Below are 23184 nucleotides of genomic sequence, written 5' to 3' on the forward strand. Positions count from 1 at the left end.
TTATCGCGGAGCCTTGTATTCTATGGCAGACGCGAATTGCTGCAACGTTGCCTGGGGCACCTCGCCGAGCAGCGTGATCCAATAGTCGCCGCTGCGCTTCACGAGAACGTGCGTCGCTCCGCTATTGCCCGTCCCTTCCTTGCGTGTATTGTTCTCGACCGGCTCGATAAAAATTGAAATGGCGGCGAGCCCATCCGAAAAGACAGCCTGGTCGACCGGAATGGGCGGACTCGAAGGGTCGCGCGCGGCCATGGGCCGGCGCAGCTCCCGAATCTTGTGGAAGCCCGGCACGGTAGACGCGAAGTGCCAGCCCTGCGCTTCCATGTCCACGGCTTCGACGGGCGGCCGTACGATGGTCCAGCCCGCCGTATTGCGGATGCCGTTGGCGATCGGTGTCTTGTCGGCCGGCACACCGATGCGGATCTGCGAGAACGACAGCTGTTCGAGCACCTGACCGCCGGCGTCCAGCGTCTGCGCGCGCAGCAGCAAACCGGTCTTCGTGTCAGCCCACAGTTTGTACGTGAAGCGATACGCGTCTTTCGGATCGAGTTCGATCACCTGGCTGTCGACCCCGGCCACGCGGTCGGTGCCCACCAGCTTCGGCTCATAGACCGACAACACCTGATCTGCACTGGCGGCGAGTAGCGCCGGGAACGAATCCTTGTTCTGGCGCTTTTCGACTACGCACAGATGACGCTCCGGAACGAACGTATAAAGCTCGTCGTTATGGCGCAGCATCTTGCGCGGCTTGCCGTCGAGGCTTTCGAGCTGCTCATACTCGCCATCGCCGTGCGTGGCGTAGTGCGTGATGCGCGAAGTCTGGACGAACGTGCCGCGCTGATAAACGAAGGCACCCTCGTAGTTTTGCTGCTGGGCAGCCTGGTGGATCCGGTTCAGCCATTCGACCGCCACGCGGCGCGTGGTAGCCGGATCCCCGACGCCAGCGGAAGTCCCTTGTGCCTCGGCGCGGGCGGTGGCCGACAGCGCCGATAACAACACGGCTGCACAGCACAGAAATGCCGGCAGCCGTCCCCAGATCGTCGTTTTATTCAACCGCAGGGTCTGCATCAGACTTATTGGCCTTGCGTAGTAAGCGCTGCGGCACGGATCAGCGGCATGGAATCGGGAACCATCGGTTGCTGGGCAAACTGCTGGTGTGCCTCGAGATACTGATCGAGCCGCGCGTCGCGGATGATATTGGCGTCCTGCATCGCTACGGGCTGCACATTGGCCGCCGGCATGGAAGCCATCGCGACGTGCTGTACGCTGTCGGTGGACTGAACCGCCGCGAGCTGGGTGCCGCCATGGCCGGCCACGCCGCCCGCGCCCTGAAGCTGAGGCACGACGATCCAGGTGAGCGTTGCCGCAGCAGCCGCGACGGCGAACGCAGGAACGACCCGGCGGCGCAGCGCGAGCAAACGGCGCGTGACCGGTGCCAAAGCGGGCGCGAGCAGATGCGGCTCGGACTCGAAACGCGCGGCAAAACCCGCCAGAAAAGCGCCGCTCGCCGCGGGACTGATCGCGAGATCATCGGAACGCAGTGCGTCGCCGATCAGGTGATAGCTGGACCACACCGCGCGTTCCTCGTCGTTCAGCCCGCCGAGAAACGCGTTCAACTGCCCGTCACCGGGCATTTCGCCATCGACGAAAGCGGACAGGTGCTCGCCGCGCGAGCCTGCTTGCGATTGCATTGAGACCGACCCCATGATGATCCCCATTCCTTACAGACACCCCGTAGTGACACCACCCGAACCCTGATGATTGCGCTCGTGCCCTTCTGGCCGCCAGTACCGCTTACCAGCGTTTGCCTTCCGGTGTGTCCAGCAGCGGACGCAATTTTGCCGCAATGGCTTCTCGAGCACGAAAAATTCGCGATCTGACGGTGCCGATCGGGCACCCCATCATTTCGGCGATCTCTTCGTAGCTCAATCCCTCAATTTCCCGGAGCGTAATGGCGGTGCGCAGTTCTTCCGGCAAAAGCGCCATGGCAGCATTGACCGTCTCCGCGATCTGCTTGCTCATCAGCATCGACTCGGGCGTATTGATATCCCTTAGTTGATCGGCGTCGGAGAAAGTTTCCGCCTCTTCGGCGTCCGCCTCCGTCGACGTGGGCGCCCGGCGGCCCTGGGTCGCAAGGTAGTTCTTGGCGGTATTCACCGCAATCCGGTACAACCACGTATAAAACGCCGATTCGCCGCGAAACTGCGGCAGCGCGCGGTATGCCTTGATGAAGGCGTCCTGCGCCACGTCCTCGACCTCGGCGGGGTCCCGCACGAGACGCGAGATCAGCCGGATGATCTTGCGGTGGTATTTGGAGACCAGAAGTTCGAACGCCGCCTTGTCGCCTTTCTGCACGCGCTCGACGAGCAACTGGTCGATTTCTTTTTCGCTCACCTGATAAATCCGTTAATGGGGATGCCCCGCGGGGCACCATTGTAGCGTTCCGACTGGACCCTCACGTTACGCCGGTAACAGCGGTTACAGGCGTTACCGGTGGTGGTCCGTTCGCTCCAGCGACAACGGACGAACTCCCATCATCCGCGTCCGCCACAACGCGCGATGACAGCGAGTTCGCGAAAAGCGTCGGGATGAAGCGCGTCGGCCGCAATCACGAGCGAATACCGGCGCCGACCCGAGGCAAGAATGAGAACGAGCAGCCACGCGCCCCACCGTGAACTGGCGGTGATGTGACCTTGGGCAATGCGCACGCCGTGGTGGTCGAACGCGGACACACCGTCTGGCCCGATTTCGATTGTCGCAGCACCGTTGCGACGAAGCGCTGCTGAAACCAGGCCGAGCAGCGCCAGAACGGCGAGAGAAAGCGGTAACGCACGCCAGCCGCCGAGCCATGGCGCGAGGCTCGTCTGGACTGCGGCAACGGCAACCGCGATGAAACAGAAGACGGCAATCCGCAACCCGCCTGACGGCCGCAACGCAATGCGTCGCGCCGCGTGGCGATGCGCCACTCCTCCGGACGCCGGCGCAGGCCGCCGTCCGTCCCGAACGCCCGGCGGACACCCCGCCCGGGAGAGCGGCGTCAAGCGATCAGACGCGCTTAAAGACCAGCGTGCCGTTGGTGCCGCCGAACCCGAACGAGTTCTTCAGCGCCACGTCGATCTTCATCTCCCTCGCCGTGTTGGCGCAGTAGTCGAGATCGCACTCCGGGTCCTGGTTGAAGATGTTGATGGTGGGCGGCGAGATCTGGTTGTGCACGGCCAGCACGGTGAACACCGACTCGAGACCGCCGGCGCCACCCAACAGGTGGCCCGTCATCGACTTGGTCGAGTTGACGACGATGTTCTTCGCGTGATCGCCGAACGCGCGCTTGATGCCCGTCGTTTCCGCGAGATCGCCCAGCGGCGTCGACGTGCCGTGCGCGTTCAGATAGCTCACCTCGTCAGGATTGATGCGCGCGTTCTTCATTGCAGCCAGCATGCAGCGGCGAGCGCCATCGCCATCCTCGAGCGGAGCCGTCATGTGGTACGCGTCGCCGCTCATGCCGTAGCCGGCCACTTCGGCGTAGATCTTCGCGCCACGCGCCTTCGCGTGCTCGTACTCCTCGAGCACCATCACGCCCGCACCCTCGCCCAGCACGAAGCCGTCACGGTCCTTGTCCCAGGGACGGCTCGCCGTAGCGGGATCGTCGTTGCGCTGCGAGAGCGCGCGCGCCGCCGCGAAACCGCCGATGCCGAGCGGCGACACGGTGGATTCCGCGCCGCCCGCAATCATCGCGTCCGCATCGCCGTATTCGATGAGGCGCGCGGCCTCGCCGATGCAATGCAGGCCCGTCGTACAGGCTGTGACGATTGCGAGATTCGGGCCTTTGATGCCGAACTTGATCGACAGGTGGCCCGAGATCATGTTGATGATCGAAGCCGGCACGAAGAACGGCGAAATACGGCGCGGACCGCGATTGAGCAGTTCGGTCTGCGTAATTTCGATCATCGGCAGCCCGCCGATGCCGGACCCCACCACCACGCCCACGCGTTCCGCGTTTGCCTCGGTGATTTCGAGTCCGCTGTCCTGCATCGCCTGCATACCCGCCGCAACGCCGTAATGGATGAATGTATCCATATGGCGCGCTTCCTTGCCGGGGATGTAGTCCTCGATGTTGAAGCCCTTCACCTCGCCGGCGAAGCGCGTCGAGAAGTTCGACGCGTCGAACTTCGTGATGTTGGCGATGCCGGACGTGCCGGCAACGAGATTGGACCAGCCGTCGGCAACATTATTGCCAACAGGCGAAATCAGCCCCAGGCCTGTAACGACAACTCGACGACGGCTCACGGTAACCCCTTTTCCATAGAATGACAAAAGCAAAAGCCACAGGGGCCACAGGAAATGCTCCTGTGAGCCCTGTGGCTGTTAGCCGGCAGATGCGCTTGCAAATGTGCTCGCAGGTGCACTGGCGGATGAGCGGGCAGCGGCGCGGCCCGACAGGCAGCGCGCGGAACGCGGACGCGAACCGGCTCAGGCCTTGACGTTCGCGCGGGCGTAGTCGATAGCCTGCTGGACGGTCGTGATCTTTTCGGCTTCCTCATCCGGAATTTCCATGCCGAATTCGTCTTCGAGGGCCATGACCAGTTCGACGGTATCGAGCGAGTCCGCGCCGAGATCGTTCACGAACGACGCTTCGTTCTTGATTTCCGCTTCGGCTACGCCCAGTTGTTCCGCGACGATCTTCTTGACGCGCTGTTCGATGTTGTCCATTACCCCTCCAAGGGAAGAAAGTTCATAAATACGAGTGCGCGCATTTTATCAGGTTTGACCTGGCAAAAAAGCTGCGCCCACGGGTTCCAGACGGCCAATCCGCGCTGCGCTCTTCGATGGTGTTTGCGACGAGCGCATCAAGGCGCGGATAGTACCTGAATCCGGTTACGACATGTACATACCGCCGTTGACGTGCATCGTCGTGCCGGTAATGTAGCCGGCGTGCGGCGACGCGAGGAACGCGACGGCGTGAGCGATATCGTCCGGGCTGCCGAGACGGCCGAGCGGAATCTGCGCCTTGAGCGCCGCTTGCTGCTCCTCGGGCAGAACCTTGGTCATGTCGGTATCGATGAAGCCCGGCGCGACACAATTCACGGTGATGTTGCGGCTGCCGATCTCGCGCGCGAGCGCACGCGTCATACCCGCCACGCCGGCCTTCGCGGCCGCGTAGTTCACCTGCCCCGGGTTGCCCGCCGAACCCACCACCGACGTGATGTTGATGATGCGACCACCACGCGCCTTCATCATGGGACGCAGAACGGCACGCGACAGACGGAACACCGCCTTCAGGTTGGTGTCGATCACGGCATCCCACTCCTCGTCCTTCATGCGCATGGCGAGCTGGTCCTGCGTGATGCCGGCGTTATTCACAAGAATGCCCAGGCCGCCGAACTCCTTGACGGTGGCTTCGATCAGCGCTTCGGCCGCACCGGCGTCGTTGACGTCGAGCACAGCACCGCGGCCGTTCAGGTCCGCCGCCTTGAAGGCGTCGTCGATTGCGGTTGCGCCCGCTTCGCTCGTTGCCGTGCCGATCACGGTCGCGCCCTGGCGGGCCAGTTGGAACGCAATGGCGCGGCCAATGCCGCGCGATGCGCCCGTCACGATCGCGATCTGTTTGTCGAGAGTCTTTTCCATCGTTCAGTCCGGGTTGCGAATGGCCCGATAAGTATCGAATTAGCGGGCAAGTAACACTGGGAGCGCTGGTCGCCCACACCTTGCGGCGAAAGCGCCTGGCATAGCTGTCAGCGCAGGCCGCCGCGCGACCCCGTTCGCGGCATCAGGCGCCGGCGAGCTTCAATGCTTCGTCGAGCGAAGCCGGGTCGACGATCGCTACACCCACGAGGTTGCCGTCGATCCGTTTCGTGAGGCCGGCCAGCACCTTGCCGGGACCGCATTCGATCACGTGCGTCATGCCTTGCGCCGCGATCGTCTTCACGCACTCCACCCAGCGCACGGGACCGGCGGCCTGACGCACCAGGGCGTCGCGAATCGCAGCCGGGTCGCTGACCATGGCGACATCGACGTTGTTCACCACCGGAATGGCGGGCTCACGCACCTCGACGCTCGCGAGATACTCGCGCAACTGATCGGAAGCCGGCTTGAGCAGCGACGAGTGAAAGGGTGCCGACACGGGCAGCGGCAGCGCGCGCTTCGCGCCCCTTGCCTTCGCGACTTCGCAGGCCTTTTCGACCGCTGCCTTGTGACCCGCGATCACCACCTGCGCCGGCGCGTTGAAATTCACGGCTTCGACAACACCCGCAGCGGATGCTTCGGCGCACACGGCGCGTACCGTGTCGTCGTCGAGACCCAGGATCGCAGCCATGCCGCCTTCGCCCACCGGCACCGCCGACTGCATCGCCTGCGCGCGAAAACGCACGAGCGGCACAGCATCGCGAAACGCGAGCGCGCCGGCCGCGACGAGCGCCGTGTACTCACCCAGGCTGTGGCCGGCCACCATGGCCGGCGCGGGGCCACCCGCCTGTTGCCAGGCGCGATAGACCGCATACGCCGCGGTGAGCATGACCGGCTGCGTATTCGTCGTGAGATTGAGTTCCTCGGCGGGGCCTTCGGCAATCAACTTGCCGAGGTCCTGGCCGAGCGCGTCGGAGGCTTCCTCGACGGTCTCGCGCACCACGGCGTGATCAGCAAACGCATTCAGCATGCCGACCGACTGCGAGCCCTGTCCGGGAAAAACGAACGCGAATTTCATAACGTCCCCAATTCGTTGAATTCAGAAGCGGATGCACACGCGCGGCGTGCGCATCGCGGCGCGGTCGCCGCACAGGGCGACCCCATAAGGTAGTCGCCGCGTTCAGGCAGCGCGCCCGCAGCGGCCGTCAATAACGGATGACCGAGGCGCCCCAGGTGAAGCCGCCCCCGACGCCTTCGATCAGCACGTTCTGGCCGCGCCGGATGCGTCCGTCGCGCACGGCGACGTCGAGAGCGAGCGGAATGGAAGCGGCGGACGTGTTGCCGTGCTCGCCTACCGTGACGATCATGCGCTCTTGCGGCAAGTGGAGTTTGCGGCAGGTGCCCTGCATGATGCGGATGTTGGCTTGATGCGGAACGAGCCAGTCGATTTGATCGGCTGAGAGATGAGCTTTTTCCAGCGCTTCGACGGCGACTTTCTCGAGCAGATTCACCGCGAGCTTGAACACCGCCTGGCCATCCATGTGCAGGAATGCGCTGCCTGCGACCACGCCACCGTTCACATTGCCGGGCGTGCAGAGAATGTTCGCGTAGCTACCGTCGGCATGCAGTGCGCTGGAGAGCACACCAGGCTCTTCCGACGCCTGAAGGATCACCGCGCCCGCGCCGTCGCCGAACAGAACGCACGTGGTGCGATCGTTGAAATCGAGAATGCGGGAGAACGTCTCCGCTCCGACGATGAGTGCCGTACGCGCCTGTCCGCCGCGAATGAAGCTGTCGGCGGTAGCCAATGCGTAGGCGAAACCGGAGCATACGGCCTGCACGTCGAATGCCGCGCCGTGGCTCTTGATGCCGAGCTTGCTCTGCAGCAGGCACGCCGTGCTCGGAAACACGTAGTCGGGAGTGGACGTCGCAACGATGATCAGATCGATGGATTGCGGATCGATGTCCGCGGCTTCGATCGCGCGACGCGAAGCGATCAGTGCGAGTTCGCTGGTGGGAACGTCGGGTTCGGCGAAATGGCGCGCATGGATGCCGGTGCGGGCAACGATCCATTCATCGCTCGTCTCGATGCCGTTCTTGGCGAGACGTTCAGCCAGTTCCTGGTTCGTGACGCGATCGGGCGGCAGATAGCTGCCAGTACCGGCCACGCGGGAATATAGAGTCGATTGAGCCATTATGCCTTCGGGGATAATGCTGCGTAGGGCTCGGCCGGCTGGCCGGCAGCTGGGCTGGCAAAACCCGCGCCGCCCGCTTCGCGCGCGGCCTGCTCGAGGGGTGCCGCGTTCTCTTCCATGGCGCGCGCAAGACGTTCCACCACGCCATTTTTGACGGCATCATACCCGCGTTTGATCGCCCACTCAAACGCGTAGGCGTCCGCGGAACCGTGGCTTTTGATGACGAGACTGCGCAGGCCGAGAAGAGCCGCACCGTTGTACTGACGATAGTCCACGCGCTTCTTGAAACGTGACAGCACGGGCAGCGCAGCGAGCGCCATGAGCTTCGTGAGCCAGGAGCGGCCGAACTCTTCCTTGATGATGTCGGCGAGTATCTGGGCCAATCCTTCCGACGTTTTCAGCGCGACATTTCCAACGAAACCGTCGCAGACGATCACGTCGACGGTGCCCTTGTAAATGTCGTTGCCTTCCACGTTGCCGCGAAAATTCAGCGTGCTCGCGCGCAGCAGTTCGCCTGCGCGCTTGATGGTCTCGTTGCCCTTGATGACCTCTTCGCCGATGTTCAGGAGTGCGATGCTCGGACGTTCCTTGCCTTCGAGTGCAGACACGAGCGCGTGCCCCATCTCGGCGAACTGCAGCAGATGCTGCGGCCCGCAATCGACATTGGCGCCGAGATCGAGCATCGTCGTGTAGCCGTGCGGGTTGGGCATGGCGAACGCGATAGCGGGGCGCTCGATGCCGGGCAACGTCTTGAGCACATAGCGGGAGACGGCCATCAACGCGCCGGTGTTGCCGGCGGAGATGCAGGCCTGCGCCTCGCCGTCCTTCACGCGGTTGAGCGCCACGCGCATCGACGAGTCTTTCTTCTTGCGCAGCGCGACCTCGACCGGATCGTCCATGGCGACGACCTCGGTTGCTGCCACGACGGAGAGCGCCGGGTCGTCCAGTGCCTTGAGCTTTTTCAGCTGCGCTCGAATCGCCGTCTCGACGCCGACGAGCATCAGGTGCGCGTCGGGATGCGCACGAACGAAATGGACCGCAGCGGGGACGGTGACGGACGGACCGTGGTCGCCTCCCATGCAATCAATCGTGAGCTTTACAGTCATGGAATGCGACGAATTTCAGACACTTCAGACACAAAAAAGCGGCAGTTGAATGCCGCCTTTTTGCCTAGCAGGAACGTAGTCAAGCGAACGGATCGCCATGCGAAACGCCAGAAGGCGCAACGCGATGTGGCGATTAGTCGTTCTTCGTCTTGACGACCTTCTTGCCGCGGTAGTAGCCATTCGGGCTGACGTGGTGACGCAGATGCACTTCACCCGTGCTCGGCTCGACAGCCAGCGGAGCCGACTGAAGGAAATCGTGCGAGCGGTGCATGCCGCGCTTCGACGGCGACTTCTTGTTCTGTTGAACTGCCATGATAACTCCTGAAAATTTTTTGAATTCTAACACAGCACGATCCGGCCTTAGCCAACCCTGACACCCGTCCTGAACATCCGCCCGGACTGCGACAAGGCGTATCGTGCTACCCAGCAACCTGTTTGTTCAGCGCTCGCTTAAAGCGCCGTCAATGCTTGTCACCCGCCCCGCCCTTCTTGAGCGCTTCCAGCGCCGCAAAAGGATTGGGCTTCGTTGTACCGCCCTGCTCAGGCTCACCGACACTTTCGCCGTCCTCTTCGGGCGGCTCGCTGGCATCGTCGCCACTCGCGCCCGAGGTAAGGCTCTCGTGGACTTCGGGGCAGACCTCGTGCTTCGGCACCAACGGCAGCGAAAGCAGCAGCTCTTCCTCGATCAACTCGATGAGATCGAACTGGCGCGAGCCCACGATCACTTCGATTTCGTCCTCGTCGAGCGGAAACTCCTCGGCCTCGGCTTCCGTCTGGACGATGCGATAAATCGCGTCGACGTCGAAGGCCTGCTCATAAGGCGTGAGGCACCGCTGACACTCGAGCCACGCGGCACCGTGAATGGCGAGCCGCAAATACGGCTGCGGACCCTCGGTACCGTCGTCCTGCAATTCCGGCTGCGTGGAGCCTTCTGCCTGCCACGTGAACGACGTATCGCGATCTGGCGCGTCTGCCGGGACTTCGTTTAACATGCGCGGCAGTTGCGAGACGCGTACCACACCCGCAGCCTGACGCCCGCTGCGCGCGAACTCGAAGAGATCGAGTTCATGCATGCTGGCCGGACCGGCAGGTTTGCCTGGATGTTCGGTCATGTGCGGCTCCTGCATCGGTGAAAAATTTCGCGCAGCTTCGTTGCCAACGAAGAACCGGCAAGAACCCGCGAAAGAGCACCGATGAAAAGCCGGTGATCATAGCGCCTTTATCTTTTCGAGTCAAACACTTAAGGGCTCGCGCGAAATCGCCCGTATCACCGCCGTTTGCGGCGCGTTAACGGTACGGTCGCGGTACGGTTGCGCGCCGCCGCGGCCTCTCGGCAACGCCCTTGCCATCCGTCTTTCATCTCAGGAAACCATGCCGGATTTCTCCGATCGCCTGCCTTCAGCCGGCCGACCAGCCCTGATTCTCGCCAGCAGCTCGCCCTACCGGCGCGAACTGCTCGAAAGATTGCGCATTCCCTTCGACGTAGCGGTACCCGCGATCGACGAAACGCCCCTGCCCGGTGAAACGCCGGAAGCCACCGCGCTGCGGCTCGCCGAAGCGAAAGCGAGAGCCGTGGCGGCTACGCTGCCGGCGAACGCGGGGCGCACGCTCGTCATCGGGTCCGATCAGGTTGCGACCTTCGACGGCAAGCAGATCGGCAAACCGGGCACGCACGAACGCGCGCTTGCCCAATTGCAGGCCATGCGGGGCCGCGAAGTGCTGTTTCACAGCGCGCTATGCCTGTTCGACAGCGCGTCGGCCGAGGCGCAATCGGTAGACGTCGTAACCCACGTGCGTTTCCGCCGACTGCCGGACGCCACGCTCGACGCCTATCTGCGAGCCGAAACGCCCTACGACGTCGCAGGCAGCGCCAAATCCGAAGGGCTCGGCATTGCGCTCCTCGAAGCCATTCAGTCCGACGATCCCACGGCGCTGATCGGCTTGCCGCTGATCGCGCTGACGCGGATGTTGCTCGCCGCCGGTTATCCATTGCTGGAGGCGGCATGAGCGGCACGCTTTACCTGATTCCCAACACGCTGGGCGAAAGCGAAGGAGACGCCGATCCGCTTGCCGCCGTGTTGCCGCAGACGGTACGCACGCGCGCGGCCGGGCTCCGCTACTACATTGGCGAAAACGCGAAATCCACGCGGGCCTTCCTGAAGAAAGTAGGCACCGAACAGCCCATTCAGGCGATCGAGATTCGCGAATTGAACGTCAACACGCCGCCCGGCGAGGTCGACAAACTGCTCGAACCGGTGCTTGCCGGTACGGACGCTGGGCTCGTGTCCGAAGCGGGATGCCCTGCGGTAGCCGACCCGGGGGCGCTTCTGGTGCGTCGCGCGCATGAGCGCGGAGTGAAGGTCGTGCCGCTCGTTGGACCCAGTTCGATTCTGCTCGCGCTCATGGCGTCGGGCCTGAACGGCCAGAGCTTTGCGTTTCACGGCTACCTGCCCGTCGATGCCGGCGAACGCGCAAAGCGGCTACGCGAACTTGAGCAGCAGTCGCGCAAGTCGAAACAGACGCAGATTTTCATCGAGACGCCGTACCGCAACCGCGCGCTGCTGGACACGCTCCTCTCCACGTGCGCGCCCTCGACACTCGTGTGCGTGGCCGCCGACCTGACCTTGCCCACGGAGATCGTTGCGAGCCGGACGGTGTCTGCCTGGAAAAAAGCGCCGCCGCTGGATCTCCAGAAACGGCCCGCGATTTTCCTGCTGCTCGCGGTATAGCGCTCAGCGGCGGTCTCTGGCCCAAACTGCGCGTGCCTGCTGTTTGGTTCAGCCGGCAAAAGCTAGCGCCCACTCACCGGCTCCCTACCGCCGTTAGCGCAGACTCACCTTGCCGGTCAAAATCAGTGTATGCACGGCGGCACTGCCCACGGCGGTGCCGAACTTGCGTGCGACGCGGTCGGTGAGGCTCTCCTTCACCGTGTAATCGACGATGTCGGGCGCCTTGATGACGTCGCGCGCTACATAGTCCATATCGCCGAAACCGTCGGCCAGGCCCAGTTCCACGCTTTTCTCACCGGTCCAGAAAAGCCCCGAAAAGATGTCGGGCGTCTCGTGCAGACGCTTGCCGCGCCCCGCGCGCACGGCTGAAATGAACTGGGTATGGATCTGATCAAGCATGGACTGGGCGTGCTCGTCCATCTTCGGCGTATCGGGTGAAAACGGATCGTAAAACGCCTTGTTCTCGCCCGAAGTACGCATCCGCCGCTCGACCCCGAGCTTCTCCATCAACCCCGTGAAACCGAAGCCATCCATCAGCACGCCGATCGAGCCGACGATGCTGGCCTTGTCCACGTAGATCTTGTCGGCCGCTGCCGCAACGTAATAACCGCCCGAGGCGCACATGTCGCCCACCACGACGTAGAGGGGGATGGCCGGGTACTTCGCACGCAGCCGGCGAATCTCCTTGTACATGATGCCGGCCTGCACCGGACTACCGCCCGGGCTGTTGATGCGCAGGATCACGCCGGCCGTGCCCTCGTCCTCGAAGGCATTCTGGAGTGCGGTGTCGATGTCCTCGGCGTTCGCCGTGCTCTCCGATGCAATCTCGCCGTCCAGCGAGACGAGTGCCGTGTGACGCCCCGTGCTGGACACCTTGCCGCCCGAGACGTCGAGCAGCCCGATGGCGACCAGCAGCAGCACGGCAAGAAAGGCGAAGCGGAAGAAAATTTTCCAGCGCCGGGCAGCGCGTTGCTCGTTGATCGCTGCCAGCGCGATGCCTTCGAGCGCCGCTCGCTCCCAGCCGGGCTCGCCGGCGGCGGTGACAGTAGCGGGCTTCGTGCCCGAAGAAGAGGTGTCGTTCGGATCGGAAGTCGGCTGGTCGGACATGCGTGGCGTGTGGAAGGTCAGGAATCGGCCGGACGCAGATCGTTGTCCGGCAGCCAGAATACGGCGCGGCCTTCCGGCGTGTCCCGTTCGTCAGCCTGCACCGGGCGAAGCCTGCCGCCGCGGCACGGACCGCCGACACACCGGCCGGTATCGGGCTCGTAAATCGCGCCATGCGTTGCGCACATCAAGTATAAACCGGACGATTCGAAGAACTGACCCTCCACCCAGTCGAGTTCCATGGGCACATGGGCGCAGCGATTGAGATAGCCGTAGGGCCGGCCGTTGTAGCGCACGAAGAACACCACCGCCTCCCCGCCTGCGTACGAGGCACGGCAACGCACGCCCACGCCGCCTTCCACGAGTTCGTGCGCCGCGCAGACACGCACGGGATCGAGCACCGCGGCACTCATGCGTTCTCCCGCAGCCATGCGACGAGAGAGCCGACGCTGTGGGCCACGAAGCGGGGTTCGAGCGCAGCGAGCGAGTCCGCCGGATGCGCGCCATAGGCGACGCCCACGCCGGCCGTGCCTGCATTGATCGCCATCTGCAAATCGTGCGTCGTGTCGCCGATCATGACGGTGCGCTCCAGGTCCTGGCCGAGCTCCCGCGCCAGTTCCTGCAGCATGGCGGGGTGCGGTTTCGAGAACGTTTCGTCAGCACAGCGCGTGCCGTCGAAGAGGCTCGTGAGACGCGCCTGGTCCAGCGCCCGGTTCAGGCCCACGCGGCTCTTGCCCGTGGCGACACTCAGCAGATAGCCGGTGTCGCGCAGTTCCTCGAGCATTTCGCGCACGCCGGCAAAAAGCTCCGTGTGCTGGTCCTTCACCAGATAGTGGAACCGGTACCGCTCGGCGAGACGCGGATAGTCGGACGGGTCGAGCGTCGGCGCGGCGATTTGCAGCGCGTCGCGCAACCCGAGCCCGATCACGAAGCTCGCCGCCTCGTCGGCCGGCACGGGAAGACCCAGGTCACGGCACGCGGCCTGGATGCTGCACGTGATGTGCGCGGTCGAATCCATGAGCGTGCCGTCCCAGTCGAAGACGATCAGGTCAAAGTGCTGTCGGGCCATGCGCGTTCGTCTCCCCTTCGATATCGGTATCGTGGTTATACCCGGCCGGGTTTTGCGGCGCCGCGGCGTGCGGCGCGTTTCCTGTACTGGCCGATCCGTCGCGCAGCGCCGTGAGCTGGGCGAGAAAACGCCGGCACTCGGCGGGCAACGGCGCCTCGAACTGCAAGGTCTCGCCGGTTAGCGGATGCACGAGCTTGAGCCGGTGCGCGTGCAGGAACATGCGCTTCAGCCCGGGAACGGCATTGGCGCGAGCCAGCGCCTTGTTCAGCGCAAAGTCGCCGTACTTGGCGTCGCCCACGATCGGCAGGCCAAGATGGGCCAGATGCACGCGAATCTGATGTGTACGGCCGGTCTTGAGCTCAGCTTCGAGGAGCGCGTACTCGGGCCAGCGATCGACCAGATTGAAAACCGTGTGCGACGCCAGACCGTCCGACTGGACGCGCACGCGTCGCTCGCCTTCCGGGGTCAGATATTTGTGCAGAGGCTCCTTCACGACGCGCCGGCGGCCCCAGTCGCTCGCCCACTGCCCGTGGACGCACGCGTAGTAGCGCTTGTCCATGCGGTTATCGCGAATCTGCTCGTGCAGGCCCACGAGCGCCGCACGCTTCTTGGCCAGCATGAGCACGCCCGAGGTCTCGCGGTCCAGCCGGTGCACCAGTTCGAGGAACTTCGCGTGCGGCCTCGCTTCGCGCATCTGCTCGATTACGCCGAACGCCACGCCGCTGCCGCCGTGAACGGCCACACCCGCGGGTTTGTCGATGACGAGCAGCGCATCGTCCTCGAACAGGATGTCGAACTGGGCAGAGGGCACTGACGCGGCGTCGTAGCTCTGGGTCTGCGCGACCCGGATCGGCGGAACGCGCACCATGTCGCCTTGCTCGAGCCGGTATTGGGCATCGACCCGGCCTTTGTTCACGCGCACTTCCCCGCTTCGCAGGATCCGGTAAATGTGGCTCTTCGGCACGCCCTTGCAGACGCGCGTGAGGAAATTGTCAATGCGCTGACCGGCGGAGTTCTCGTCTACTTCGACGAAGGAAACCTGGTCGCTTGCGACCTGATTCTGGGAAATTTTGCCTAACCCTTTCATTCTGAATATAATTTGCCCAGCGTACCGGCGCGGCCGGCCTTCGCGTTCGAACGGTTCGAACGGCTTCGAGGCGCCCCAAACCGCACGGTCTGCGCAGGCAGCAAGCGATAAATCGTCATTTTACTTGCGCCCGGGGCTGGTTGCTCACCCTGACAACGAGATGCAACGAGTTGCACGCACGGATCCCGCAACGGGCAGGGACGGCGCCCACAGGCACGTTCGGTCACGTCGGCTCCGACGGTAACGGAATGTTGGTACAAAGAATTTGTCTGGCAGGCCTTCTCTCGCGCTCCAAAGTTTGCGCGGTTGCGCGGCACAAGGCGGCCAGTGGCGAAAATACGGCGTGCGCCCGAAGCGTTCCGAGAAAACGGCGGAACATGGCGACGTCAAAATGAGGCGAGACACCCGAGGGGGAAGACGGGCGTTCCAGATCAGCTTCCCGCATGCGGCACGACCGCAGGTTTCAACGCGCAGCAAGGCCGCGCGCAGCACATTGCGCGCAGCAGGCCCAAGCGTCGGAGAAACCGGAAGCATTCGGACCACCGCATTCCGCGCGGCGTATCGAGCCATTGTTTGAAGCCGTATTCGCACGTGCCCCGCGGCCCTTCCATCCGTTTGCCGGATGGGCCCTCTGACGGCAATTCTCCCCGCCATCGTTCCTGCTCCAGCGTGCTTGTGACAACACAATAAGGCGCGGCATGCCGTCGCCCGCCAGCGTCTCCGTGCCTGACAACCACGGGACGTGGGCCGGCAAGGCCGCTCTGGAGCCGTTCAATGAAACGCATGCTGTTCAATGCGACGCAGCAGGAGGAATTGCGCGTTGCCATCGTCGACGGTCAGAAGCTGATCGACATCGACATCGAAACCGCCGGGCGCGAGCAGCGCAAGGGCAATATCTACAAGGGAATCGTCACCCGCATCGAGCCGTCGCTCGAAGCCTGTTTCGTCAACTATGGCGAAGACCGCCACGGCTTCCTGCCGTTCAAGGAAGTGGCTCGCCAGTATTTCCGCGACGGCGTGGACATGCGCTCGGCACGCATCCAGGACGCCCTGCGCGAAGGCCAGGAACTCATCGTCCAGGTCGAGAAGGAAGAGCGCGGCAACAAGGGCGCGGCGCTCACCACGTTCATTTCGCTCGCCGGCCGCTACCTCGTGCTGATGCCGAACAATCCGCGCGGCGGCGGCGTCTCCCGGCGTATCGAGGGCGACGACCGTCAGGAACTGCGCGAAACCATGGGCCAGCTGCAACTGCCCGATGGCATGAGCATCATCGCGCGCACGGCCGGCATCGGGCGCAGCGCCGAAGAACTCCAGTGGGACCTGAATTATCTGCTGCAACTGTGGCGCGCCATCGAGGCCGCTTCGCAAAGCGGCCGCCAGGGCGAGCCGATGCTGATTTACCTGGAATCGAGCCTCGTGATCCGCGCGATCCGCGACTACTTCCAGCCCGATATCGGCGAAATCCTGATCGATACGACGGACATCTACGATCAAGCCCGCGCCTTCATGGACATCGTGATGCCCGACAACGTCGGGAAGGTGAAGCGCTACCACGACGATGTGCCGCTTTTCTCGCGCTTCCAGATCGAGCACCAGATCGAAACCGCGTACTCGCGCACGGTGCCGCTGCCCTCGGGCGGCGCCATCGTGATCGATCACACGGAGGCGCTCGTCGCCATCGACGTGAACTCGGCGCGCGCCACCAAGGGCGCCGACATCGAGGAAACCGCGGCGCGCACCAACCTGGAAGCCGCCGACGAAGTGGCCCGCCAGCTGCGCCTGCGCGACCTGGGCGGCCTGATCGTGATCGACTTCATCGACATGGAGTCGGCCCGCAGCCAGCGCGAAGTCGAGCAGCGCCTGAAAGACGCGCTCAAGCACGACCGCGCTCGCGTGCAGATGGGCAAGATCTCGCGCTTCGGCCTGATGGAGCTGTCGCGCCAGCGTCTGCGCCCGGCGCTTTCCGAAGGCAGTCACGTCACCTGCCCGCGCTGTAACGGCACGGGGCACATCCGCGACACCGAATCGTCGGCCTTGCAGGTCCTGCGCATCATCCAGGAAGAGGCGATGAAGGAAAACACCGCGGCGATCCACTGCCAGGTGCCGGTTGAAGTAACGGCCTTCCTGCTGAACGAAAAGCGCGCGGAAATCAACAAGATCGAGTCGCGCTTCAAGGTCAACGTCGTCCTGATCCCGAACAAGCACCTCGACACGCCGCACTACAAGCTCGAGCGCCTGCGCCACGACGACGCACGCCTTGACGAGCCGCGCGCGTCCTGGAAGATGGCCGAAGACGCGGCACGCGAAATGGAGTCCGAAACGGGCTACAGCAAGCGCAGCGAAGAGGTGAAGCCGAAGCAGGAAGCCGCGGTGAAGGGCATTACGCCCGAGCGTCCGGCGCCCAGCGCGCCGGTCAAGGCAGCGGAGCCCCCGGTGGCACCGGTGCCGGCCGTTGCTGCGCCCGCAAGCGGCGGCTTTTTCGGCTGGCTCAAGGGCCTGTTCGGCGTGCAGCCGGCTCCGGCGGCACCCGCTCCGGCGCCCGCACAGCCCGCAAAGACCGAACGCCCGGCACGCGAAGGGCGCGCGGAGCGCCCGGCCGGCGAGCGCGGTGGTGACCGCAATCGCAACCGCCGCGGCGGACGCGACGCGGCCGCGCGCGGCGAAGGTGCCGCCGTGGGCGGACGCCAGCAGCAACCGGCGCAACGCCGCGAGGAACGCGAACCGCGCGAAGGTCGTGAAGGCCGTGAGGCTCGCGAGCCACGTCAACCGCGCGAAGCCCGCGAGGGACGTGAGGGTCGGGAAGGACGCGAGCAACGCATCGAGCGCGTGGAGCGCGGTCAGGAACGCGCCGACGCCGAAGCCACGCCGCGCGGCGAACGGCAGGAGCGCCAGGAGCGTGGTGAGCGTCGCGAACGCGCGGAACGTGGCGAACGCCGTCGTCCGCAAGCGGAGGCGGCAGCCGAGCAACTGAACGTCCCGACCGAAGTGTCGACGCCGGAATCGGAAGCTGCCGTCCAGGCGGGCATGGCTGAAGGCATTGCACCGGAAGACCAGGGCGCCGCGCCGCGTGAAGGCGAAGAACGTCGCCGTCGCCGCCGCGGCCGCCGTGGCGGTCGTCGCGAGCGCGAGGCCGAAGGCGCAAACCTGACGCATACGGCCGACCTTGCGGAAGCCGGCAGCGATACGGAACCGGAAGAAGCAACGGAAGCCGTTCACGAAGTCGAGCATCACGGCGTGAAGCCGGCGGGCACGGTGGAAGCCGTGGTCGCCGCCGTCGCGACGGAGAAGGTCGTCGTGACCGAACTCCAGCCCGCAACGGACGCTCCCGAACTCGCCGCGCAAGCCGCAGCGAAGATTGAGACCATCGCGCCGATCGTGTCCGCGGAAGAAGGTGCCGCAGCGACGGAAGCGGGTCGTGCACAAGTCGCGCCGGCTGCTGAACCGGCACCTGCGCCGGCACCGGTCGAAACGGCTCCCGCGGCTGCCGCGATCGAAACCGTGCCAGTCGCTCCGGTTGAGGCCGCCGCGGTTGCGTCGCCAGAGGACGCTGCTGCGCCTCAAGCCGCACCGGCCGAAACGGCGCCCGCCGCGCAACCCGTGCCGGAAGCCGCCACGCCGTCGGTGGAAGAGGTTCCCGCCGCCGTGCAGCCGGTTCCGGTCATTCGCGAGGACGTGATTCAGGCTGCGGTTCCGGCACATGAAGCAGCCGTGCCCGTCGCCGCAATCCCCGTCGAAACGGCACCTGCGGCACCGCCGGCACCCGTCGAAGCCAAGCCCCGTCAGGCCGCACCGCACGCCAACGGCCTCTCGCCGGAAGCATTGCAGCCGATGCTGGCGAACGCTGGCCTCGTCTGGGTCAACACGGACGCCGACAAGCTGCGCGCGGCGCAGGAAGCCGCGGCCCAGGTGGTGAAGCCGCCGCGCGCGCCGCGCGAACGCAAGCCGCTGCCACCGGGGGACTCGACGCCGATGCAACAGGTCGAGACCGTCAAGCACGTGCAGTAATAAGCCCGCACGCAGTCTTTCGAGCTGCGCCGCGTCGGAAAAGCCCGCCCTCACCGGCGGGCTTTTTTTGTCCGATACCTGAGCGTCGGCGCCGTCATCGCCCGCAACGCTGGTAACACGGGGCGGCCAACGGGGCGGCATTCCGCGCACATCTTCACCGCGCCAACTGCCCAGCCGCCGGACACAGCGGGTCTACTCCCATGTGGCAAAACGGCTGCTCGGCTAAAATGCATGGTCAAGCCTTGTTAAAACCACCATGTCCCGTCGCATCATCCTCGTCGCCGACGCCAACGCGCTCACCGTTCCCCGCTCCGCTGCCGGAGCCACCAGTGCGCCGAGCGGCGTGCTTCTCGATACGCTGGAGCGCCCGCTGCGCGACCTGCGCATTTCGGTGACGGACCGCTGCAACTTCCGCTGCGTCTACTGCATGCCGCGCGAAGTCTTCGACAAGGACCACCCTTTTCTGCCGCATAGCGCCCTGCTGACCTTCGAGGAAATCGAACGGGTCGCGAAGCGCTTCGTCGCGCACGGCGTCGAAAAAATCCGCCTCACGGGCGGTGAACCGCTGCTGCGCAAGAACATCGAGCACCTCGTGGAGCGCCTTGCCGCGCTCACCACGCCGGACGGCCGTCCGCTCGACCTCACGCTCACCACCAACGGCTCGCTCCTCGCGCGCAAGGCGCGCAGCCTCAAGGACGCCGGCCTCACGCGCGTCACCGTGAGTCTCGACGCGCTCGACGATGCGCTCTTTCGCCGCATGAACGACGCCGACTTCGCCGTCGCCGACGTGCTCGACGGCATCGCGGCCGCCGAGGGCGTGGGACTCGCGCCGCTGAAGGTCAACATGGTCGTCAAGCGCGGCACCAACGACGCCGAAATTCTGCCCCTCGCCCGCCATTTCCGCGGCTCGGGCATCGTGCTGCGCTTCATCGAGTACATGGACGTGGGCACGTCGAACGGCTGGAACATGGTCGAAGTGCTGCCGTCCGCGGACGTCGTGGCGCGCATTCACGCGCAGTTTCCGCTCGTGCCGCTCGAGGCGCACAGCGCCGCCGAAACCGCGCAACGTTGGGCCTATGCCGACGGCGCCGGGGAGATCGGCGTCATTTCCAGCGTCACGCGCGCGTTCTGCGGCACGTGCACGCGCGCGCGCCTCTCGACGGAAGGCAAGGTCTATCTGTGCCTCTTTGCCTCGGCCGGCTACGACCTGCGCGCGCTCGTGCGCGGCAACGCCACGGACGACGACGTCGACGACGCCATCGCTCATATCTGGCAAGGCCGCGCCGACCGCTACTCGCAATTGCGCGGCAGCGGCGCCGCGCAATTGCCGTCGGGCGACGGCAGCCGGATCGAAATGTCGTACATCGGCGGCTGAACCAGACACGCCGATGAACCTGCCCGCCGATCGCATCACCGGACTCGTGCTCGCCGGCGGACGCGGCGCCCGCATGGGCGGCGCCGACAAGGGTCTGCAGATGCTGCAAGGCGAAGCGCTGGCACTGCACGTCATGCGGCGTCTCGCGCGACAGGTCGGTCCGCTTCTCGTCAGTGCGAACCGGCATCAGGACGCCTATGCCGCGCTCGGCGCGCCGTGGCACGCCGCGGTAGTGGCCGACGCCCTGCCCGACTACGCCGGTCCGCTCGCAGGGCTGCTCGCCGGCATGCGCGCCGCGCGTACCGAATGGCTGCTCGCCGCGCCCTGCGACTCGCCGTGGTTGCCGTCCGATCTCGCCCTGCGTCTTGCCGAGGCGGTCGAACCCGACGGCGCCGACATCGCAACCGCGAAGACCGTCAACGCCACCGGTGAAACCTCGCTGCATCCGGTCTTCGTTTTACTGCGCACTTCGCTTGCCGACGACCTCGCCGCCTTTCTGGCCGCGGGCGAGCGCAAGGTTCGCGCGTGGTACGCGCGCCACAAGGCCGTTGAAGTGGCCTTTGCCGATGAACGCGCGTTTTACAATATCAATTCATTGCAGGAACTCGCCGAATTCGGGCGCGCATGACGACGCCAGGCGCGCAACGATGCGCGCGCGTGCGGGCCCCGCAAGACATCGCCGCTCATCCTGGTACGACCGCCGGATCCCCTTCCAGGCGCGACGCATCTCCAATCAATGACCACGCTTAACAACCTGTCCCGTTGCGTCGCCGACTACGATCCCGAGGCGCTGCCCGTCGCCGCTGCCCAGGCCATCGTGCGTCAGTGGGCCACGCCGGTCACGTCCGCTGAACACGTGCCGCTGCGCGATGCGCTGGACCGAGTGCTGGCCGCCGACATCGTCTCGCCCATCGACGTGCCCGCGCACGACAACTCCGCCATGGACGGCTACGCCTTCGACAGCGCCGCCCTCGGCACGAGCACCCCAAACGGCGACGGCCCGCGCACGCTTGAATTGAAGATCGCCGGCAAGGCACTTGCGGGACATCCGTTCGACGGCAAAGCCGCGCGGGGCACCTGCGTGCGCATCATGACCGGCGCGCCGATGCCCGCCGGGTGCGACACGGTCGTGCCGCAGGAACTCACGAAGGTGGAAGGCGAGACGGTGTCGTTCGCCGCGGACGCCGTTCGGCCCGGCGCCAACCGCCGCCGCGCCGGCGAAGATCTGGCGGCGGGGCAGCCGGCCCTGCGTGCGGGCCGCTGGATGCGCGCCGCCGACATCGGGCTCGTGGCTTCGCTCGGCATCGCGGAGGTATCGGTGCGCAGGCGACTGCGGGTGGCGTTCTTCTCGACCGGCGACGAGCTGCGCTCCATCGGCGAGCCGCTCGCAACCGGCTGCGTCTACGACAGCAACCGGCATACGCTCTTCGCGATGCTTCGCCGCCTGAACGTGGAAGCCATCGACCTCGGCGTCGTGCGCGACGAACCGGGCGCGCTCGAAGCCACGATTCGCAGCGCGGCCGCCAATGCCGACGTCGTGCTGAGTTCGGGTGGCGTGTCGGTGGGCGAAGCGGACTTCACGCGCAAACTGCTCGACACCATCGGCGACGTGGCGTTCTGGAATCTCGCCATGCGGCCCGGCCGTCCGCTCGCGTTCGGCCGCATCTGGTCCGGCGCACGTGCCGGGGACGGTCATCCCGCGCTGTTCTTCGGCTTGCCGGGCAACCCCGTCGCGGTGATGGTCACGTTCTATCAGATCGTGCGCGAGGCGCTGATCGCGATGACAGGCGCCTCGGTGGACCCGGTGCCGCTCGTCGGCGCCGCCTGCGCGGTCGCCATCCGCAAGCGGCCGGGCCGCACGGAATTCCAGCGCGGCATCGCACGACGCGACGCGCACGGTCAATGGCACGTCACGCCCACGGGCTCGCAAAGCTCGGCGGCGCTGAGTTCGATGAGCGAAGCCAACTGCTTCATCGTCCTTGCGCACGATGCTGCCGATCTCGACGCGGGCGACAACGTCGACATCATGCTGTTCGATGCGCTCGTCTGAATCACTGTCTTTCACCAACCAACACACAACACGACCACGGGTCTCGACTCAATGAAAAAGCAGATCTCCTTCATCGCTCCGGGGCAGACCGCCAAAGCGCTCATCCTGGTCTACCTGACCTTCAGCGTGCCGATCGTGCTGCTCGGCATGCTCGTGGCGTTCATTCGCTATGGTTCGATGGAGCTGAGCACCGTGTTCAGCGCGCTGCTGCTCAACGCGATTCTCGGTTTCGTCCTGCTGTGGATTGCGTGCCACGCGTACAACTGGGTCGCCTCGCGTTTCGGCGGCATCGAAATCCATCTCTCCGATGTGCCCGAGGAAGCGTAAATGACCGCTGTCGTTCGTCCCGCCACGCCGGCCGACGTCGGCGCGATCTTCGCGCTGATGTACGAACTGGCCGAATACGAAAAGCTCACGCACCTGTTCGTCGCGACCGAGGCGGGTCTCGACGATGCGCTGTTCGGACCGCGGCCAGCATCGGAAGCGCTGGTGGCCGACGACGACGGACGCGTGGTCGGCTACGCGCTCTTCTTCCAAAACTTCTCGACCTTTCTGGGCCGGCGCGGGCTGTATCTCGAAGATTTGTACGTGCAGCCGTCGCAGCGCGGCACGGGGCTCGGCAAGGCCATGCTGAGCCGCCTCGCGGCGCTGGCACGCGAGCGTCAATGCGGACGTTTCGAGTGGTCGGTGCTCGACTGGAATCAGCCGGCTATCGATTTCTACGAGAAGCTGGGGGCCACCGTGCTGCCCGACTGGCGCATCGTGCGCATGACGGGCGACGCCATCGACCGCCTCGCCGACGCGGCATCGCCCGCAAGCGCGCAGCCTCGCTAAGAACGGGAACG

General features: G+C 65.1%; 24 protein-coding genes. 8 read left to right on the forward strand and 16 right to left on the reverse strand.

Going from position 1 to position 23184, the window contains the following annotated elements:
• The 12 genes from U0042_RS13970 to U0042_RS14020 all read right to left on the reverse strand — a co-directional run bounded on the left by U0042_RS13970 (position 1) and on the right by U0042_RS14020 (position 10032).
• The gene (locus U0042_RS13970) at positions 1-1068 is read right to left on the reverse strand and encodes a MucB/RseB C-terminal domain-containing protein (RefSeq protein WP_114810274.1); all 1068 of its coding nucleotides are present in this window, start codon (positions 1066-1068) and stop codon (positions 1-3) included.
• A 5-nt stretch (positions 1069-1073) separates the two neighbouring features.
• Positions 1074-1706 (reverse strand): sigma-E factor negative regulatory protein, encoded by a 633-nt coding sequence (locus tag U0042_RS13975; protein ID WP_114810273.1) that lies wholly within the window; start codon positions 1704-1706, stop codon positions 1074-1076.
• 88 nt (positions 1707-1794) lie between these two features.
• A complete protein-coding gene (gene rpoE, locus U0042_RS13980; protein ID WP_017774672.1) occupies positions 1795-2394 on the reverse strand; it encodes an RNA polymerase sigma factor RpoE in 600 nt (199 codons plus the stop codon).
• 140 nt (positions 2395-2534) lie between these two features.
• The gene (locus tag U0042_RS29970) at positions 2535-2966 is read right to left on the reverse strand and encodes a protein YgfX (RefSeq protein WP_114810272.1); all 432 of its coding nucleotides are present in this window, start codon (positions 2964-2966) and stop codon (positions 2535-2537) included.
• A 79-nt stretch (positions 2967-3045) separates the two neighbouring features.
• Positions 3046-4284, reverse strand: coding sequence for a beta-ketoacyl-ACP synthase II (fabF, locus tag U0042_RS13985; RefSeq protein WP_114810271.1), 1239 nt, complete (start codon positions 4282-4284; stop codon positions 3046-3048).
• 183 nt (positions 4285-4467) lie between these two features.
• Positions 4468-4707 (reverse strand): acyl carrier protein, encoded by a 240-nt coding sequence (gene acpP, locus U0042_RS13990; protein WP_004197638.1) that lies wholly within the window; start codon positions 4705-4707, stop codon positions 4468-4470.
• Positions 4708-4872: 165 nt separating this feature from the next.
• Positions 4873-5622, reverse strand: a complete 750-nt coding sequence (fabG, locus tag U0042_RS13995; RefSeq protein WP_114810270.1) for a 3-oxoacyl-ACP reductase FabG — start codon at positions 5620-5622, stop codon at positions 4873-4875.
• A gap of 142 nt (positions 5623-5764) precedes the next feature.
• The gene (gene fabD, locus U0042_RS14000; RefSeq protein WP_114810269.1) at positions 5765-6697 is read right to left on the reverse strand and encodes an ACP S-malonyltransferase; all 933 of its coding nucleotides are present in this window, start codon (positions 6695-6697) and stop codon (positions 5765-5767) included.
• A gap of 127 nt (positions 6698-6824) precedes the next feature.
• Positions 6825-7814, reverse strand: a complete 990-nt coding sequence (locus U0042_RS14005) for a beta-ketoacyl-ACP synthase III (RefSeq protein WP_114810268.1) — start codon at positions 7812-7814, stop codon at positions 6825-6827.
• Positions 7814-8920 (reverse strand): phosphate acyltransferase PlsX, encoded by a 1107-nt coding sequence (gene plsX / locus U0042_RS14010; protein ID WP_114810267.1) that lies wholly within the window; start codon positions 8918-8920, stop codon positions 7814-7816. Before plsX ends, U0042_RS14005 begins: the two co-directional genes overlap by 1 nt.
• Positions 8921-9053: 133 nt before the next feature.
• On the reverse strand, positions 9054-9233 hold the full coding sequence (rpmF, locus tag U0042_RS14015) for a 50S ribosomal protein L32 (RefSeq protein ID WP_017774665.1): 180 nt from the start codon (positions 9231-9233) through the stop codon (positions 9054-9056).
• Positions 9234-9381: 148 nt separating this feature from the next.
• Entirely contained in the window at positions 9382-10032 is a 651-nt protein-coding gene (locus U0042_RS14020; protein ID WP_114810396.1) for a DUF177 domain-containing protein, read from the reverse strand.
• A gap of 259 nt (positions 10033-10291) precedes the next feature.
• Between U0042_RS14020 and U0042_RS14025 the strand changes: the two genes are divergently transcribed.
• The gene (locus U0042_RS14025; protein ID WP_114810266.1) at positions 10292-10927 is read left to right on the forward strand and encodes a Maf-like protein; all 636 of its coding nucleotides are present in this window, start codon (positions 10292-10294) and stop codon (positions 10925-10927) included.
• A complete protein-coding gene (locus U0042_RS14030; protein ID WP_114810265.1) occupies positions 10924-11649 on the forward strand; it encodes an SAM-dependent methyltransferase in 726 nt (241 codons plus the stop codon). The genes U0042_RS14025 and U0042_RS14030 overlap by 4 nt, the downstream gene beginning before the upstream one ends.
• 93 nt (positions 11650-11742) lie before the next feature.
• Here U0042_RS14030 and U0042_RS14035 read toward each other — a convergent pair whose 3' ends face one another.
• From U0042_RS14035 to U0042_RS14050, 4 genes are read right to left on the reverse strand one after another with little or no spacing between them, the layout of a single operon-like run.
• Positions 11743-12756, reverse strand: coding sequence for a S49 family peptidase (locus tag U0042_RS14035; RefSeq protein ID WP_114810264.1), 1014 nt, complete (start codon positions 12754-12756; stop codon positions 11743-11745).
• Positions 12757-12773: 17 nt separating this feature from the next.
• Positions 12774-13166, reverse strand: a complete 393-nt coding sequence (locus U0042_RS14040; RefSeq protein WP_114810263.1) for a Rieske (2Fe-2S) protein — start codon at positions 13164-13166, stop codon at positions 12774-12776.
• A complete protein-coding gene (locus tag U0042_RS14045) occupies positions 13163-13822 on the reverse strand; it encodes an HAD-IA family hydrolase (RefSeq protein WP_114810262.1) in 660 nt (219 codons plus the stop codon). The genes U0042_RS14040 and U0042_RS14045 overlap by 4 nt, the downstream gene beginning before the upstream one ends.
• A complete protein-coding gene (locus U0042_RS14050) occupies positions 13803-14909 on the reverse strand; it encodes an RluA family pseudouridine synthase (protein WP_114810261.1) in 1107 nt (368 codons plus the stop codon). The genes U0042_RS14045 and U0042_RS14050 overlap by 20 nt, the downstream gene beginning before the upstream one ends.
• Before the next feature lie 774 nt (positions 14910-15683).
• Here U0042_RS14050 and U0042_RS14055 point away from each other — a divergent pair.
• From U0042_RS14055 to U0042_RS14080, 6 genes are all read left to right on the forward strand, one after another.
• Positions 15684-18914 (forward strand): Rne/Rng family ribonuclease, encoded by a 3231-nt coding sequence (locus tag U0042_RS14055; protein ID WP_114810260.1) that lies wholly within the window; start codon positions 15684-15686, stop codon positions 18912-18914.
• 256 nt (positions 18915-19170) lie between these two features.
• Complete coding sequence (gene moaA, locus U0042_RS14060) at positions 19171-20289, forward strand: GTP 3',8-cyclase MoaA (RefSeq protein WP_114810259.1); 1119 nt, start codon at positions 19171-19173, stop codon at positions 20287-20289.
• A gap of 13 nt (positions 20290-20302) precedes the next feature.
• Positions 20303-20917 carry a molybdenum cofactor guanylyltransferase MobA gene (gene mobA / locus U0042_RS14065; RefSeq protein WP_114810258.1) on the forward strand — a complete coding sequence of 205 codons (615 nt, stop codon included), beginning with the start codon at positions 20303-20305 and terminating at the stop codon, positions 20915-20917.
• 108 nt (positions 20918-21025) lie between these two features.
• Positions 21026-22339, forward strand: coding sequence for a gephyrin-like molybdotransferase Glp (gene glp, locus U0042_RS14070; RefSeq protein ID WP_114810257.1), 1314 nt, complete (start codon positions 21026-21028; stop codon positions 22337-22339).
• A gap of 51 nt (positions 22340-22390) precedes the next feature.
• A complete protein-coding gene (locus tag U0042_RS14075) occupies positions 22391-22666 on the forward strand; it encodes a hypothetical protein (protein WP_114810256.1) in 276 nt (91 codons plus the stop codon).
• On the forward strand, positions 22667-23173 hold the full coding sequence (locus U0042_RS14080) for a GNAT family N-acetyltransferase (protein ID WP_114810255.1): 507 nt from the start codon (positions 22667-22669) through the stop codon (positions 23171-23173).
• Positions 23174-23184: the final 11 nt, after the last annotated feature.

The organism is Paraburkholderia kururiensis, assembly GCF_034424375.1.
In the GTDB taxonomy this organism is placed as follows: domain Bacteria; phylum Pseudomonadota; class Gammaproteobacteria; order Burkholderiales; family Burkholderiaceae; genus Paraburkholderia; species Paraburkholderia kururiensis_A.

What these genes read in the sequence shown, in the direction of transcription:
- U0042_RS14005 (WP_114810268.1), bottom strand. Translation starts at nt 7,814, where the DNA reads ATGGCTCAATCGACTCTATATTCCCGCGTGGCCGGTACTGGCAGCTAT.
- U0042_RS14050 (WP_114810261.1), bottom strand. Translation starts at nt 14,909, where the DNA reads ATGAAAGGGTTAGGCAAAATTTCCCAGAATCAGGTCGCAAGCGACCAG.
- U0042_RS13975 (WP_114810273.1), bottom strand. Translation starts at nt 1,706, where the DNA reads ATGGGGTCGGTCTCAATGCAATCGCAAGCAGGCTCGCGCGGCGAGCAC.
- U0042_RS14055 (WP_114810260.1), top strand. Translation starts at nt 15,684, where the DNA reads ATGAAACGCATGCTGTTCAATGCGACGCAGCAGGAGGAATTGCGCGTT.
- U0042_RS14045 (WP_114810262.1), bottom strand. Translation starts at nt 13,822, where the DNA reads ATGGCCCGACAGCACTTTGACCTGATCGTCTTCGACTGGGACGGCACG.
- U0042_RS14080 (WP_114810255.1), top strand. Translation starts at nt 22,667, where the DNA reads ATGACCGCTGTCGTTCGTCCCGCCACGCCGGCCGACGTCGGCGCGATC.
- U0042_RS14025 (WP_114810266.1), top strand. Translation starts at nt 10,292, where the DNA reads ATGCCGGATTTCTCCGATCGCCTGCCTTCAGCCGGCCGACCAGCCCTG.
- glp (WP_114810257.1), top strand. Translation starts at nt 21,026, where the DNA reads ATGACCACGCTTAACAACCTGTCCCGTTGCGTCGCCGACTACGATCCC.
- moaA (WP_114810259.1), top strand. Translation starts at nt 19,171, where the DNA reads ATGTCCCGTCGCATCATCCTCGTCGCCGACGCCAACGCGCTCACCGTT.
- acpP (WP_004197638.1), bottom strand. Translation starts at nt 4,707, where the DNA reads ATGGACAACATCGAACAGCGCGTCAAGAAGATCGTCGCGGAACAACTG.
- plsX (WP_114810267.1), bottom strand. Translation starts at nt 8,920, where the DNA reads ATGACTGTAAAGCTCACGATTGATTGCATGGGAGGCGACCACGGTCCG.
- U0042_RS14020 (WP_114810396.1), bottom strand. Translation starts at nt 10,032, where the DNA reads ATGACCGAACATCCAGGCAAACCTGCCGGTCCGGCCAGCATGCATGAA.
- U0042_RS13970 (WP_114810274.1), bottom strand. Translation starts at nt 1,068, where the DNA reads ATGCAGACCCTGCGGTTGAATAAAACGACGATCTGGGGACGGCTGCCG.
- U0042_RS14030 (WP_114810265.1), top strand. Translation starts at nt 10,924, where the DNA reads ATGAGCGGCACGCTTTACCTGATTCCCAACACGCTGGGCGAAAGCGAA.
- fabD (WP_114810269.1), bottom strand. Translation starts at nt 6,697, where the DNA reads ATGAAATTCGCGTTCGTTTTTCCCGGACAGGGCTCGCAGTCGGTCGGC.
- U0042_RS14075 (WP_114810256.1), top strand. Translation starts at nt 22,391, where the DNA reads ATGAAAAAGCAGATCTCCTTCATCGCTCCGGGGCAGACCGCCAAAGCG.
- rpmF (WP_017774665.1), bottom strand. Translation starts at nt 9,233, where the DNA reads ATGGCAGTTCAACAGAACAAGAAGTCGCCGTCGAAGCGCGGCATGCAC.
- U0042_RS14040 (WP_114810263.1), bottom strand. Translation starts at nt 13,166, where the DNA reads ATGAGTGCCGCGGTGCTCGATCCCGTGCGTGTCTGCGCGGCGCACGAA.
- fabG (WP_114810270.1), bottom strand. Translation starts at nt 5,622, where the DNA reads ATGGAAAAGACTCTCGACAAACAGATCGCGATCGTGACGGGCGCATCG.
- U0042_RS14035 (WP_114810264.1), bottom strand. Translation starts at nt 12,756, where the DNA reads ATGTCCGACCAGCCGACTTCCGATCCGAACGACACCTCTTCTTCGGGC.
- mobA (WP_114810258.1), top strand. Translation starts at nt 20,303, where the DNA reads ATGAACCTGCCCGCCGATCGCATCACCGGACTCGTGCTCGCCGGCGGA.